This is a genomic window from Pseudomonas sp. B21-040 (assembly GCF_024748695.1).
GTDB lineage: Bacteria > Pseudomonadota > Gammaproteobacteria > Pseudomonadales > Pseudomonadaceae > Aquipseudomonas.
Genome location: NZ_CP087176.1, coordinates 6048063 through 6061402 on the forward strand (window position 1 = coordinate 6048063; position 13340 = coordinate 6061402).

A 13340-nucleotide genomic window follows, 5' to 3' on the forward strand; every position below is an offset into this window, starting at 1 on the left:
ATACGCTTGCTCTCGCTGATGTCCCAGACGATACCGTCCCAGACATAGGTGCCGTCTTCGAGCCGACGGGTGATGGCTTTGATTTCGGCCCAACGCTGTTCACCCGAACGGGTCAGGATCCGTCCTTGCCACGACCAGTCGCTGTCAGTATCAAGCGCAAGGTCCTGAGTCTGGTGATAGCTCGCCTTGTCGTCCGGGTGCACCAGGCTGCGCAAGCCTTTGTCGCGATGGGCCCAGGGTAGCCGGCGAGTACCCTACCAGGCTTTCACTGCCTTCACTGATGTAGGCAAAGTCGATTTGCCCTGTCACCAGCGCGCGCTCCAGGCGAAAGACCAGCCCGGGAACGTTGGCAGCGATCCCCTGCAAACCGGGCCTCGCTTTCCTGCAACGCGGCCAATGCCCGACGACGCTCGGTGACGTCATTGAGGTAGACCACCAGGTATTCGCCATCACGGAAGCGCATAAAGCTCAACGAAACATCCGTCGGCAAAATGCTGCCATCGGCCCGCACGCACTGGGTTTCGAAACTTTGCGGTCCGTCCTCGCTGGCCCGTGCGCGCTTCCATAAGTTCAGCCAGCGATCCATGTGCAAAACCAGGCTCGAAGTCGATCAGCGGCCGATCAATGATCCCGCCCGGTGGGTAGCCGAGCATGGTTTCTGCGGCGCGGTTGGCGTAACGCACATGGCTGTCCCAGTTGACCCAGAGAATACCGACGGTGCTCTGATCGATGGAAAAACTGCGTCAGGCGCAGCGCTTCTTCGCTGGCCTCACGCAGGGCAATGTCTTCGCGCGCGGCCAACAGGCGCTGCTCCAGACTGTGTTGTTGGCGCCGCTGCCAGATCACCACGGCCATGCTGCTCAGCATCACCACGGCGAGCAGCAGACAGAGGTTTTGCCAGAAAACCCGGGGACTCGGAGAACCTTGGATACTTGGGCTGCAGCCATTGGTTGTGCAGTTGCTCCAGGTCTTTTGCCGGGATTGCCCGCAGCGCACTTTCGACGATGCCGGCCAGCTCAGGCCAATCCCGGCGAGTGGCCACTCGCAGCAATTGCGGCAAGCCGATATCGCCCACCACGACCAGCCCGGCGAATTCGGGTTCAGCAATCAAACGCCCCAGCTGTGCTTCATCGACCACCGCGTAGCCGGCCTGCTGACTCAGCAACAATTGCAGCGCCTGGCGCTCGATCGGTACGCCTTGCAGATTCAGATGCGGGTAATTGCTGCGCAGATAATCGGCGGTCGCGCTGGGCATGCGCACCGCTACGCGGGTCTGGCTGTCGAGCTTCTCCAACTCCACGACACCGGTGCCTTTCTGATCGCTGACCACCAGTTGCGGCACCCGCATGTACGGGTCGGTAAATTGCCAAAGCCGCAAAACCGGCCGGGGTTTGAGTCAACCCTACCGCGATGTCGACTTCCCCCTCGCGCGCGGCGTCTTCCAGTTTGTGCGACATCAGGAAAATTGCGCCAGCGCAGCTCAACATTGAGGGCCTGGGCCAGCCACTTCATCAACTCGATGTTAACCCCTGACAGCCGTTGCAAGCGCCGATCATATTGAGCATACGGGGCCTGCAACACCACGCCGACCCGCAATTCATCATGGGTGGCCAGCCATTGCTGTTGCACAGGTGATAGCCGTGCGACATGGGTCGGTGGTGCAGACCCCGCCCACCCCATCAAGGGAAACCATAAACAGCCGATAACCCACAGGCAGCGAAAACGCATCATCGAAGTCTCACACACTGACAAACACTGACTAACCCATTAGGCTGCCGGAATCACTTCTGGCCTGGAATATCCGATGCCCCCTGTCTACCGCCTGGCACTGCCAGCATTGTGCCTGTCGCTGATCCTGCCTTGTGCCTTTTCTGTCGAGGCCGCCGACCCGGCGCCTGTCGTTGAAGAAAAACCCGCAGAAGAAAAAAACGGTCGAACGCCAGCCATTGCTTGAGCGTAGTCAGGAAGAAGCGACAGCACTTGAGCGAAAAATCCCTGCTCAGGAACAGCAACAACTGCAAGCCGGCACCGACAATTTTTCTCGCCTTGTGGAAGCCGGCCAATACCGCCGAGCCCAAGGGCGCAGTGATTATCATCCCTGGCGCCGGCGAAACAGTTGACTGGCCTCAAGCAATCGGCCCATTGCGCCGTCAATTGCCCAACGCCCAATGGAGCAGCCTGAGTATCACCTTGCCCGACTTGCAAAGCGACGCCATTGCACCTCGCATCGTCGAAGTCGCGCCGGCACCTAAAGCGCCGGAAGCCGTCAGCAAAGACTCCACCACCGCAGCCCCGATCGAGCAGGCTGCTGGCGGTGAAGCAGACGTGGCGGACAAGGCCATCGCCGAAACCAGCGAGGAGCAAGCCAAGGCCGACGCCGAACGAATCTTCGCGCGTATCGACGCCGCCATTGCCTATGCCGAACAACAAAGCGCCCGCAGCATTGTCGTGCTGGGCCATGGTACGGGCGCTTACTGGGCCGCGCGCTACTTGAGTGAGAAGCAGCCCTCGCAAGTGGAAAAATTTGTGATGGTCGCCGCCCAGACGCCGGTTGCGGCGAAGCCTGAGCTGGCCGAATTGACGCCGACGTTGAAGCTGCCGACGGCTGATCTGTTCTATAAGGACAAAGTAGCGGATCGCAACGCAGCGCTGGAGCGTTTGCAGGCCAGCAAGCGTTTGAAGGCATCGGCGTTCAGCCAGGTTTCGCTCAAGGCATTGCCCGGCGATGCCAAGGCGGAGCAAGAGCAACTGGTGCGCCGGGTGCGCGGCTGGTTGAATCCGCAAAACGCGGCGGACTGACAGACCGCATCGCCCGATTCGCGGGCAGGCTCACTCCCACATTTCAACCTGCGAACACAGGTCCATTGTGGGAGCGTGGCTTGCCCGCGATCGCGGCATCACCGGCGACAGATCTCTTTCCTGCTAACGAAAATCCCGCCGCTCACGAATCAACGTGTAAGCCGTGTGCAGATCACGCGTCTTGTCCGTTGCCTCGCGAACCTGCAATGCCGTCGCCCCGCTGCCGGCAATCTTGTCCGGGTGATGGCGACTCAGCAGGCGCCGATACGCGCGCTTGATCTGCGCTGGCTCACTGGTGGTCGACACGCCCAAAAGCCGCAACGCATCCTGATAGGTAATGGCGTTGCTGACCTGTGGCCGTTTGTGCTGCTCATAATCGGTCGCCAGCGCCTGAACCTGGTGCGGCGTCCAGCCCAGCCACTTCCCCCACTGGGCAATCAGCTCGCGCTCGCGGTGACCGGCCCGGCCATCGGCCCAGACCATCCGCCAACAGGCGCGCAAGACACCTTCTGCTGCATGAGGCTGAGCACTCAGGCGCCGCAGATAGCCGCGTAACCGGTCATTCCCCGACTTGCCCCGATTGAACGCGGCAATGGCACGCCGCTGCGCCGAATCAGACATGTCCAAAGAGCGCATCTCTTGGCGAGCCTGCTGGATGTGACCCTCCACCACCCGTCCATCGCTCTTGGCCAACCGACCCAACAACACGAACAGCAGTTCATCGTTGCGCAGCATCGGACGACCGCCGAGCTTTTCCAGCAAATGCCCAACGCTTTGCAGGTGCAAGCGCCGATCCAGCGCCTGCCCCAACAAGGCACCGAGCATGGCCCCCGGAATGCTGGCTATGGCAAAACCAGCTCCGGCTCCGATCAGAGTCCCTGGCCACAACATCTCAGCGGCTCGCTTCTATCAGTGTTTCAACTTCGGCCAGGCGTTCGTGCGTGCCGACATCCACCCACAGGCCTTTGAGCCGCTCACCGCTGACTTGCCCCTCTGCCATGGCTTTGCGCAACAGCGGCGCGAGCTTGAAAGCCCCGTCCGAACACCCCTCGAACAACTGCGGATGCAGCACTGCGATGCCGCTGTAAGTCAGGGTTGCTGCGCCCGGTTGGCCATCGCTCACGTGCCCGTCGGCCAACGTGAAATCGCCGACCGGGTGATGGGCCGGGTTGTTTGCCAATACCAGGTGAGCCAGCCCGGCAATGGGCTGGTGCAGCACGCTGAAGTCGTAGTCGGTCCAGATGTCACCGTTGACCACGACAAACGCATCGTCACCCAGCAATGGCAGTGCCCGGAAAATCCCGCCACCGGTTTCCAGCGGCTCACCTTCGGGCGAGTACGCAATGCTGACGCCGTAGCGCGAACCGTCGCCCAGATAATCTTCGATCTGCTGACCGAGCCAGGCATGGTTGATTACGATCTCGGTAAAACCGGCTGCCGCCAGGGCGTGCAGGTGATACTCGATCAGCGGCACGCCGCCAGCGCGAACCAGCGGCTTGGGAGTGGTCAGGGTCAGCGGGCGCATGCGCTCGCCTTTGCCTGCGGCCAGAATCATTGCCTTCATGCATGGACTCCGGCGCGCAGACTGGCGAGCAGTACATCCAGTTCCGCCAGTTCAGGACGGCGGGCGATCACCGCCTCTATATAAGCAAAGAAGCGCGGCACGTCGGCCAGGTAGCGCGGCTTGCCGTCACGATGGCAAATGCGGGCGAAGATGCCGATGACTTTCAAGTGACGTTGCACGCCCATCAGGTCGCTGGCACGCAGGAAATCCTCGAAGTCCGGTTGAACCGGAATGTCGAGCGCAGCAGCTTGCTGCCAGTAATTTTCAAGCCAGCCGCGCACACGCTCTTCAGGCCAGCTGAGGAAGGCGTCCTTGAACAGGCAGGTCACGTCGTAGGTCACGGGACCATACACCGCGTCCTGGAAATCCAGCACACCCGGGTTCGGTTCGCTGAGCATCAGGTTGCGTGGCATGTAGTCGCGGTGCACCAGGACTTTGGGCTGCGCCAGAGCGCTGTCGATCAGCAGATCGCTGACCTGCTGCCACAGCACTTTCTGCGCAGCATCGAACTCGATGCCCAGTTCGTGTTTGACGTACCAGTCAGGGAACAACTCCAGCTCGCGACGCAGCAGCGCGACGTCGTAACTCGGCAACGGCGCCACCATCGGCAACTGCTGAAAAGCCAACAACGCTTGCAGGGCGTCGTTGAACAAATCGTCGGCGTTTTCGCTGTCGATCACGTCCAGGTAAGTCTTGTTGCCCAGGTCATTGAGCAAAAGAAAACCGCGCTCAAGGTCTTCGGCATAAATTTTCGGCACATTTATTCCGGATTTCGCCAGCAAAAAAGCGATATCCACGAAGGGTTTGCAGTTTTCCTGGGGCGGCGGAGCGTCCATCACGATGAAGCTTTTGCCCTCGCCTTCCCAGCGAAAATAGCGCCGAAAACTCGCGTCACTACTGGCCGCAGTCAGTGTGGCCGGGGGTACGACGCCCCAACCTTGTTCTGCAAAGAGAATCGCCAACTGCTCATCGAGCCAAACTTTCAGGTGTTGCAAACGTACATCTTGGTCAGGCATTGCAAGGGTCTCCGACGGCGCTAGCCGTCAAGCGGGTCATGCTTTATTATCCAGCATCTTTTTCAGACCATCGAGAGGCGTGCGGCCCACACCGCGGGCAGATGGCACGCAGGAAGCCCGGACTAATAAGATGGCATTGAAATCCCCCGCGTTTCGTAAAAAATTTCCGTTGTTGGTTACCGGCAGTCTGCTGGCCCTGCAACCCCTAGCCACTTCATTCGTGGTCGCCGCGGAACAGTATGACTGCTCAGTCTCTGCTTCGGGCTCCTGGGACTGTGCGCCAAAATCGCCGGCGGCGGCATTGCCACCGCGTCCCATCCATGAGGGCAGCGCAGTTTCCGCCACTGGCGAAGCCGCAGCCGAGAACGGCTCCAGCGAAGACACCGGCGCCAAGCCCGCACTCGTTACCGAGGCCAAAGGCCGCGGCATGAAGTCGCGCAGTGAAGATTACAGCCACCTCGACTGGGTGCCACGCGAAAATCTCACTGCCGCGCAATTGGCTGAAACCGGTCCTTACTGCTCTGGTTCCTATATCGAACCGATTCGTCCTGGCATGAATGACAAGACGAATAAAAGTGACGCGCCCACCTTTATCGGTGCCAAGGCCTCACGCTACAACACCGAAGATCAAGTCGGCACGCTGGCCGGAGACGTCGTGTTGCGTCAGGGCAGCATGCAGGTCGAGTCCGACGAGGCCAGCCTGTATCAGGCCGAGAGCCGCGCCGAACTCAATGGCGACGTGCGTATTCGCGACAACGGCGCGCTGATCGTCGGCGACCACGCCGATGTGCAGCTCGACACCGGTGAAGCCAAGGTCGACAACGCCGAATACGTGATGCACAAATCCCGCATCCGCGGTAACGCGCTGTACGCCAAACGTGCGGAAAACGCGATCATCCGCCTCAAGGATGGTACGTACACCACCTGCGAACCGAACAGCAACGCCTGGCAGCTAAAGGGTAACAACATCACCCTGAACCCGGCGACCGGCTTCGGCACCGCGACCAACGTGACATTGCGGGTCAAGGACATTCCTGTCCTGTACACGCCGTACATCTACTTCCCGATCGACGACCGTCGCCAGTCCGGCTTCCTGCCGCCGACCATCGGCACCGGCAGCGATACCGGCTTCATGCTGGTCACACCGTATTACTTCAACCTGGCACCGAACTACGATGCCACGTTGTACCCGCGCTACATGGAAAAGCATGGCTTGCTGATGGAAGGCGAATTCCGCTACCTGACCAAGTCCAGCGAAGGTCAGTTCGGTGCTGCGTACCTCAACGACGAAGATACCGATCGCAGCAAGCAGACCGACTACCAGAAAGACCGCTACATGTATAACTGGCAGCACAAGGGCGGTCTCGACTCGCGAGTGCTCACGCAGGTCGATTACACCAAGATCAGCGATCCGTATTACTTCCAGGATCTGCAGACTGACCAGATCGGTGTAAAAAGCGCCGACTACGTGAATCAGCAAGGCTCGGTCACCTACCGTGGCGACAGCTACATCGCTCGCATCAACGCCCAGGCCTATGAGCTGGCGACCGTTTCCAACATCACGCCGTATGATCGTTTGCCGCAGATCACCTTTAATGGTTCATTGCCTACTCATCCAGGCGGGCTTGATTTCGACTACGAAACAGAAGTCGTGCGATTTGATCGCGACCTGAAAAACGGCACGTTCACCGACGAAGACGGGAACGAGTCGCCGCGCCTGGATACCAACGTTCAAGGCCTGGCACGTGCCACCGGCGACCGCCTGAACCTGGCACCCGCCATCAGCCTGCCAATGAGCTCGACGTATGGTTTCCTGACGCCCAAGCTCAAATACCAGTACACGCAGTACCAACTGGACCTCGACAGCATCGGCAAATCGCAGATTGCTGCACAGACCCCGGAACAGGACCAGCTCAACGGTACCTTCGACAGCAATCAAAACCGTGGCGTACCGATTGCCAGCATCGACAGCGGCCTGTACTTCGATCGCAACACCCAATGGTTCGGCAAGAACTATCGCCAGACCCTTGAACCGCGTCTGTACTACCTCTATGTGCCAGAAGTGGACCAGGAAGACATTCCTGTTTTCGACACCAGCGAATACACCTTCAACTATGCATCGTTGTTCCGTGACAACCGCTTCTCCGGGTCCGACCGTGTCGGCGACGAGAACAAGCTGTCGCTGGGCGTCACCAACCGCTGGATCGAAGACGATGGTTTCGAACGTCAGCGCATCAGCGTAGGCCAGGCCTTGTACTTCAAGGATCGCGAAGTCCAGTTGCCGGGTATCGACGCAAAAACCCGCACCGATGCGCAGTCAAATGTTTCGCCTTACGCACTGGAATACGAATACCGCTGGAACCGCGATTGGCGCACCACGGCCGACTACAACTGGGACCCGGACAGCCGCAGCCCTCGCTCGGGCAGCGCGATGTTCCACTACCAGCCTGAGGACAACCCGAACAAAGTCATCAACGCCGGCTATCGCTATCGCAATGACCAGGTCCGTTATGACCAGAACACCGGTAAGTGGTCCGTGGGTGGCGGTGACTATGGCACCCCTGGCCAGCCTGGCTACGTGAAGGACTACTACAAGATCGAGCAGCACGACTTTTCGGTTATCTGGCCGATCGTGCCTCAATGGAACGCCATCAGCCGCTGGCAGTATGACTACAACCGTGACCGTACCCTGGAAGCCTTCGGTGGTTTCGAGTACGACAACTGCTGCTGGAAACTGCGCCTGATCAACCGTTACTGGGTTTCCTATGACGAGTTCAGTCAGCAGGCTCCACAAAACGAAAAAGGCGACCACGGCGTCTTCCTCCAAATTGTTCTGAAGGGACTCGGCGGCCTCACCGGCGCCAAAGTAGAGAGTTTCCTCGACAAAGGCATCCAAGGTTATCGTGAACGTGAAGACCAAGCTTTCTGATTGTCTGCGCCCGCTCTTGCTGGGCGCGCTGTTCCTGGGTACTGCGGCCAACGCCGCCGTACAGTCCATCGATAAAGTGGTGGCCATCGTCGACAACGACGTGGTCATGCAGAGCCAACTGGACCAACGCGTCCGTGAAGTTCAGCAAACCATTGCCAAGCGCGGCACTGCCGTGCCACCAGCCAGCGTGCTGGAGCAGCAGGTGCTTGAGCGTCTGATCGTCGAAAACCTGCAACTGCAGATCGGCGAACGTTCGGGCATCCGCATTACCGATGAAGAACTGAACCAGGCGGTTGGCACCATTGCCCAGCGCAATAACATGTCGGTGGATCAATTCCGCGCGGCCCTGACTCATGACGGCCTGTCTTACGACGACGCCCGTGAACAGATTCGCCGTGAAATGGTCATCAGCCGTGTGCGTCAGCGTCGTGTGGCCGAGCGCATCCAGGTGTCGGAACAGGAAGTGAAGAACTTCCTCGCGTCCGACCTCGGCAAGATGCAATTGTCCGAAGAGTTCCGCCTGGCCAACATCCTGATCCCGACACCGGAAAGCGCCAACTCCGATGCGATTCAGAATGCCGCCAAGCAGGCCGATTCGATTTACCAGCAGCTCAAGCAAGGCGCTGACTTCAGTCAGTTGGCAATCGCCAAATCCGCCAGCGAAACCGCACTGGAAGGCGGCGACATGGGCTGGCGTAAAGCCGCTCAATTGCCCCCTCCGTTCGATCGCATGCTGAGCTCGATGTCCATTGGCGAAGTCACACAACCGATGCGCACACCGGGCGGCTTCATCATCCTGAAGATCCTCGAAAAGCGTGGCGGCCAGACCCAGGTACGCGACGAAGTGCACGTGCGCCACATCCTGGTCAAACCAAGTCCGATCCGCGATGAAGCCAAAACCAAGGCTCTGGCTCAGTCGCTCTACTCGCGCATCGAGGCGGGGGAAGATTTCAGCGAACTGGCGAAGAGCTACTCGGAAGACCCGGGTTCCGCCCTCAACGGCGGTGACCTGAACTGGGTCGACCCGAACGCACTGGTACCGGAATTCCGCGAAGTGATGGCCAAGACCCCACAAGGTCAGTTGTCCAAGCCATTCCAGACCCAATACGGCTGGCACGTTCTGGAAGTCCTTGGCCGTCGCGCCACTGACAGCACTGCCCAGGCTCGTGAGCAACAGGCGATGACCGTACTGCGTAACCGCAAATACGACGAAGAGCTGCAAACCTGGCTGCGTCAGATCCGTGACGAAGCGTACGTAGAGATCAAACTTCCTGGTGCAGACCAGGCAGCGCAGTGAAACCCAAGCGTTTCGCGCTGACACCCGGCGAACCGGCCGGCATAGGCCCTGACCTGTGCCTGCTGCTCGCCTCGCAAGCCCAGCCACACCCCCTGATTGCCATTACCAGCCGCGACCTGCTCCTTGAGCGGGCCGCGCAGCTGGGTGTGGTTGTCGATGTATTGCCGGTCACCCCGGACAGTTGGCCGGATGTACCCGCACCCGCCAACAGCCTGTATGTCTGGGATACACCGCTCAATGCACCGGTCACCGCCGGCCAACTGGACAAGGCCAATGCCGCTTTCGTCCTGGAAACCCTGACCCGCGCGGGCCAAGGCTGCCTGGACGGGCATTTCGCCGGCATGATCACCGCCCCCGTGCACAAGGGCGTGATCAACGAATCCGGCATTGCCTTTTCCGGGCACACGGAGTTTCTCGCTGACCTGACCCATACCGCCCAAGTGGTGATGATGCTTGCCACCCGCGGATTGCGCGTGGCACTGGTCACCACTCACCTGCCCCTTCGCGAGATTGCCGATGCAATCACACCGGAGCGTCTGGAGCGGGTCACACGAATCCTGCATGCCGACCTGCAAGACAAATTCGGCATCGCCCAGCCACGCATCCTGGTCTGCGGGCTTAACCCGCATGCCGGCGAAGGCGGACACCTGGGCCATGAAGAAATCGACATCATCGAACCTACATTAGAGCGCCTGCGCGGTGAAGGCATGGACCTTCGCGGCCCCCTGCCCGCCGACACTCTGTTTACCCCCAAATATCTGGAGCACTGCGACGCGGTGCTGGCGATGTACCACGACCAGGGGCTGCCTGTGCTGAAATACAAAGGCTTCGGCGCGGCAGTCAACGTGACCCTCGGCTTGCCGATCATCCGCACGTCAGTCGACCACGGCACCGCCCTGGATCTGGCCGGCAGTGGCAGAATCGACACCGGCAGCCTGCAAGTCGCCCTGGAAACCGCCTACCAGATGGCCGAGACCCGTTTATGACCGAGCATTACCAACACAAGGCGCGCAAACGCTTTGGCCAGAACTTCCTGCACGATGCCGGTGTTATCGACCGCATCCTGCGCTCCATCCATGCCAAAGCCGAAGACCGCGTATTGGAAATCGGCCCGGGCCAGGGTGCGCTGACTCAGGGCCTGCTCAACAGCGGCGCCCAGCTGGACGTAGTGGAACTGGACAAGGACCTGGTCCCGATCCTCAATCAGCAGTTCGCCGGCAGGAGCAACTTCAGCCTGCATCAGGGTGACGCCCTGAAGTTCGACTTCAACAGCCTGAATGCCGCGCCGGGCAGTCTGCGCGTGGTCGGCAACCTGCCGTACAACATCTCTACACCGCTGATTTTTCACCTGTTGCACAACGCCAGCCTGATCCGCGACATGCACTTCATGCTGCAAAAAGAAGTGGTCGAGCGCATGGCGGCGGGTCCTGGTGGCGGTGACTGGGGCCGCCTGTCGATCATGGTTCAGTACCACTGCCGGGTTGAGCATCTGTTCAACGTCGGACCGGGCGCATTCAATCCGCCGCCAAAAGTTGATTCGGCCATTGTGCGCCTGGTGCCACACGCGGTATTGCCGCATCCGGCCAAAGACCACAAACTGCTGGAACGCGTCGTTCGCGAAGCGTTCAACCAGCGCCGCAAGACCCTGCGCAACACCCTCAAGTTGCTCCTGAGCAATGCCGAGATCGAAGCGGCTGGCGTCGATGGCAGCCTGCGTCCCGAGCAGCTCGACCTGGCCGCTTTCGTGCGCCTGGCCGACAAGCTCAGCGAACAAGTCCTGAACAAACCCGCCGCCGACTGACAGGTGACGAGCGTTATCGGGTAGGACGCCAGACGCGATGTCTGGTTTACTACCCGATACTTGGCCTAGACTGAACTCCATCAGCTAAGCCCCGCGTCCCGCTTCGTTTTTAAGGCCTCTTGCATGTCCGATCCTCGTTATCAGGTCGACGTCAGCGTCGTCACCCGCTATCTGGCAGAACAATCGCAACCCGAGCAAAGTCGCTTTGCCTTTGCGTACACCATTTCCGTGCACAACAACGGCGAGTTACCGGCCAAACTGCTGTCGCGGCATTGGGTGATCACCGATGGTGACGGGCATGTCGAAGAGGTTCGCGGTGCCGGCGTGGTTGGCCAGCAACCGTTGATCGAGGTGGGCGAGAGCCACACGTACAGCAGCGGCACGGTCATGACCACCAAGGTCGGCACCATGCAAGGCACTTATCAGATGATTGCCGACGACGGTAAGCATTTCGACGCCATCATCGCTCCATTCCGTCTGGCGGTGCCCGGAGCCTTGCACTGATGGCAACGTACGCGGTCGGCGACTTGCAAGGCTGCCTCGAGCCCCTGCAATGCTTGCTTGAACAAGTCGCCTTCGACCCTGCAAAGGATCACCTCTGGCTGGTAGGCGACCTGGTCAACCGCGGCCCGCAGTCGCTGGCGACACTGCGCTTTCTCTACGGCATTCGCGAATCGCTGGTGTGTGTCCTGGGCAACCACGACCTGCACTTGCTGGCCGCCGGGCATAACATTGAACGCCTGAAGAAAGCCGACACCCTGCGCGAGATACTCGAAGCGCCTGATCGCGCGGAACTGCTGGAATGGCTGCGCCAGCAAAAGCTCATGCACTACGACGAACTGCGCAACATCGCACTGGTTCATGCCGGCATCCCGCCCCAGTGGTCGTTGCGCAAAGCCCTGAAATACGCCGCCGAAGTTGAAGAGGCGCTGCACGACGACAACCGTATCGCGCCGTACCTCGACGGTATGTATGGCAACGAACCGGTGAAATGGGACAACGACCTCAAGGGTGTAGCCCGCCTGCGTGTCATCACCAACTATTTCACCCGCATGCGTTTCTGCACTCGCGAAGGCAAACTCGACCTCAAGAGCAAGGAAGGCGCCGACACTGCACTACCGGGCTATAAGCCATGGTTCACTTACAAAGAGCGCAAGACCAAAGACCTGAAGATCATCTTCGGTCATTGGGCTGCACTCGAAGGCCAGTGTGACGAGCCGGGGATCTTTGCCCTCGATACCGGTTGTGTGTGGGGTGGCGCCATGACGCTGATGAATGTCGACACCGGCGAGCGCCTGCAATGCAAATGCGACGACCAGGGCCATAGCACGCCACCAATCGCCCCAATCACTACCGAACAATCGCCAGCCAGCGCCCCGCGCCAGACTGCGTTACCGACGAGCCACAGGAGCCCGCCATGAGCGAATTCAAACGTATCCCCCCAGAGCAGGCTCAGGCCCTGCGTGAACAAGGCGCCGTGGTGGTCGATGTTCGCGACCCTGCTACCTTCGCCGCGCTGCATATCAGCGGCTCGAAGCATCTGGACAACCATTCCCTGCATGCCTTTATCCAGGGCGCAGACCTGGACGCCCCCACCGTCGTGGTCTGCTACCACGGCAATTCCAGCCAGGGCGCCGCGGCCTACCTGATTAGCCAGGGATTCTCGGACGTCTACAGCATGGATGGCGGTTTTGAGCTGTGGCGCACGACCTATCCTGCGGAAACAGCGCAAGGCACCTCGGAATAATTTTTTTGTAACGTGCGAGCCCCCGTGCCCCGCGGGCTCGCGCGATGGCAGACGAACGGTCTGGCATAACTTATTACGTATCTCGCCTTTACCTCCCGAATTCCCAACTATCCTTAAGCGCAGGCCATCCAAAACAGGGGAGAGCCGGTACACCGGCGCGCGGGTCATCGGGAGTAGCTTTCGGCGT

The 13340-nt window shown here is 60.0% G+C and carries 14 protein-coding genes and 2 pseudogenes; 10 read left to right on the plus strand and 6 right to left on the minus strand.

Annotated features, from left to right (window positions below):
- Nucleotides 1–53: 53 nt before the first annotated feature.
- The 3 genes and pseudogenes from LOY55_RS31310 to LOY55_RS31320 all read right to left on the minus strand — a co-directional run.
- A pseudogene (locus LOY55_RS31310) lies at nucleotides 54–203 on the minus strand (PAS domain-containing protein); the annotation flags it as partial.
- A gap of 246 nt (nucleotides 204–449) precedes the next feature.
- Complete coding sequence (locus LOY55_RS31315) at nucleotides 450–683, minus strand: PAS domain-containing protein (RefSeq protein WP_408980967.1); 234 nt, start codon at nucleotides 681–683, stop codon at nucleotides 450–452.
- 86 nt (nucleotides 684–769) lie between these two features.
- The gene (locus tag LOY55_RS31320; protein WP_408980968.1) at nucleotides 770–1348 is read right to left on the minus strand and encodes a hypothetical protein; all 579 of its coding nucleotides are present in this window, start codon (nucleotides 1346–1348) and stop codon (nucleotides 770–772) included.
- Nucleotides 1349–1804: 456 nt separating this feature from the next.
- Between LOY55_RS31320 and LOY55_RS27780 the strand changes: the two genes are divergently transcribed.
- The 3 genes and pseudogenes from LOY55_RS27780 to LOY55_RS27790 form a co-directional block, all read left to right on the plus strand.
- Entirely contained in the window at nucleotides 1805–1954 is a 150-nt protein-coding gene (locus tag LOY55_RS27780; protein ID WP_258668378.1) for a hypothetical protein, read from the plus strand.
- Nucleotides 1902–2120 (plus strand): alpha/beta hydrolase family protein, encoded by a 219-nt coding sequence (locus tag LOY55_RS27785; RefSeq protein ID WP_258667130.1) that lies wholly within the window; start codon nucleotides 1902–1904, stop codon nucleotides 2118–2120. The genes LOY55_RS27780 and LOY55_RS27785 overlap by 53 nt, the downstream gene beginning before the upstream one ends.
- Nucleotides 2029–2799 (plus strand): annotated as a pseudogene (locus tag LOY55_RS27790) (DUF3530 family protein); the annotation flags it as partial. The gene LOY55_RS27785 and the pseudogene LOY55_RS27790, both read left to right, overlap by 92 nt.
- Before the next feature lie 123 nt (nucleotides 2800–2922).
- Here the strand turns inward: LOY55_RS27790 and LOY55_RS27795 are convergent.
- The 3 genes from LOY55_RS27795 to LOY55_RS27805 are packed head-to-tail and all read right to left on the minus strand — an operon-like array spanning nucleotide 2923 to nucleotide 5379.
- Nucleotides 2923–3690, minus strand: a complete 768-nt coding sequence (locus tag LOY55_RS27795) for a TerB family tellurite resistance protein (protein WP_223522836.1) — start codon at nucleotides 3688–3690, stop codon at nucleotides 2923–2925.
- A gap of 1 nt (nucleotide 3691) precedes the next feature.
- A complete protein-coding gene (murU, locus tag LOY55_RS27800; RefSeq protein ID WP_223522838.1) occupies nucleotides 3692–4363 on the minus strand; it encodes an N-acetylmuramate alpha-1-phosphate uridylyltransferase MurU in 672 nt (223 codons plus the stop codon).
- Entirely contained in the window at nucleotides 4360–5379 is a 1020-nt protein-coding gene (locus tag LOY55_RS27805) for an aminoglycoside phosphotransferase family protein (protein WP_046030002.1), read from the minus strand. Before LOY55_RS27805 ends, murU begins: the two co-directional genes overlap by 4 nt.
- A 130-nt stretch (nucleotides 5380–5509) precedes the next feature.
- Here LOY55_RS27805 and LOY55_RS27810 point away from each other — a divergent pair, with 130 nt between their 5' ends.
- The 7 genes from LOY55_RS27810 to glpE all read left to right on the plus strand — a co-directional run bounded on the left by LOY55_RS27810 (nucleotide 5510) and on the right by glpE (nucleotide 13153).
- Nucleotides 5510–8308 carry an LPS-assembly protein LptD gene (locus LOY55_RS27810; protein ID WP_258667131.1) on the plus strand — a complete coding sequence of 933 codons (2799 nt, stop codon included), beginning with the start codon at nucleotides 5510–5512 and terminating at the stop codon, nucleotides 8306–8308.
- Nucleotides 8289–9605 (plus strand): peptidylprolyl isomerase SurA, encoded by a 1317-nt coding sequence (gene surA / locus LOY55_RS27815; protein WP_109785766.1) that lies wholly within the window; start codon nucleotides 8289–8291, stop codon nucleotides 9603–9605. Before LOY55_RS27810 ends, surA begins: the two co-directional genes overlap by 20 nt.
- Nucleotides 9602–10591, plus strand: coding sequence for a 4-hydroxythreonine-4-phosphate dehydrogenase PdxA (gene pdxA, locus LOY55_RS27820; protein WP_046029996.1), 990 nt, complete (start codon nucleotides 9602–9604; stop codon nucleotides 10589–10591). The genes surA and pdxA overlap by 4 nt, the downstream gene beginning before the upstream one ends.
- Entirely contained in the window at nucleotides 10588–11406 is an 819-nt protein-coding gene (gene rsmA / locus LOY55_RS27825) for a 16S rRNA (adenine(1518)-N(6)/adenine(1519)-N(6))-dimethyltransferase RsmA (RefSeq protein WP_109785550.1), read from the plus strand. The genes pdxA and rsmA overlap by 4 nt, the downstream gene beginning before the upstream one ends.
- Before the next feature lie 123 nt (nucleotides 11407–11529).
- Entirely contained in the window at nucleotides 11530–11910 is a 381-nt protein-coding gene (gene apaG / locus LOY55_RS27830; RefSeq protein WP_223522842.1) for a Co2+/Mg2+ efflux protein ApaG, read from the plus strand.
- The gene (locus LOY55_RS27835) at nucleotides 11910–12827 is read left to right on the plus strand and encodes a symmetrical bis(5'-nucleosyl)-tetraphosphatase (protein WP_109785552.1); all 918 of its coding nucleotides are present in this window, start codon (nucleotides 11910–11912) and stop codon (nucleotides 12825–12827) included. Before apaG ends, LOY55_RS27835 begins: the two co-directional genes overlap by 1 nt.
- Nucleotides 12824–13153: a thiosulfate sulfurtransferase GlpE gene (gene glpE / locus LOY55_RS27840; RefSeq protein WP_008061556.1), complete on the plus strand. Its 330-nt coding sequence runs from the start codon at nucleotides 12824–12826 to the stop codon at nucleotides 13151–13153. The genes LOY55_RS27835 and glpE overlap by 4 nt, the downstream gene beginning before the upstream one ends.
- The last annotated feature ends 187 nt before the right edge of the window (nucleotides 13154–13340 follow it).

Coding starts and splice junctions, on each gene's coding strand:
- LOY55_RS31320 (WP_408980968.1), bottom strand. CDS start 1,348: ATGCGGGTGCCGCAACTGGTGGTCAGCGATCAGAAAGGCACCGGTGTC.
- LOY55_RS27780 (WP_258668378.1), top strand. CDS start 1,805: ATGCCCCCTGTCTACCGCCTGGCACTGCCAGCATTGTGCCTGTCGCTG.
- LOY55_RS27795 (WP_223522836.1), bottom strand. CDS start 3,690: ATGTTGTGGCCAGGGACTCTGATCGGAGCCGGAGCTGGTTTTGCCATA.
- murU (WP_223522838.1), bottom strand. CDS start 4,363: ATGAAGGCAATGATTCTGGCCGCAGGCAAAGGCGAGCGCATGCGCCCG.
- LOY55_RS27805 (WP_046030002.1), bottom strand. CDS start 5,379: ATGCCTGACCAAGATGTACGTTTGCAACACCTGAAAGTTTGGCTCGAT.
- LOY55_RS27810 (WP_258667131.1), top strand. CDS start 5,510: ATGGCATTGAAATCCCCCGCGTTTCGTAAAAAATTTCCGTTGTTGGTT.
- rsmA (WP_109785550.1), top strand. CDS start 10,588: ATGACCGAGCATTACCAACACAAGGCGCGCAAACGCTTTGGCCAGAAC.
- apaG (WP_223522842.1), top strand. CDS start 11,530: ATGTCCGATCCTCGTTATCAGGTCGACGTCAGCGTCGTCACCCGCTAT.
- LOY55_RS27835 (WP_109785552.1), top strand. CDS start 11,910: ATGGCAACGTACGCGGTCGGCGACTTGCAAGGCTGCCTCGAGCCCCTG.
- glpE (WP_008061556.1), top strand. CDS start 12,824: ATGAGCGAATTCAAACGTATCCCCCCAGAGCAGGCTCAGGCCCTGCGT.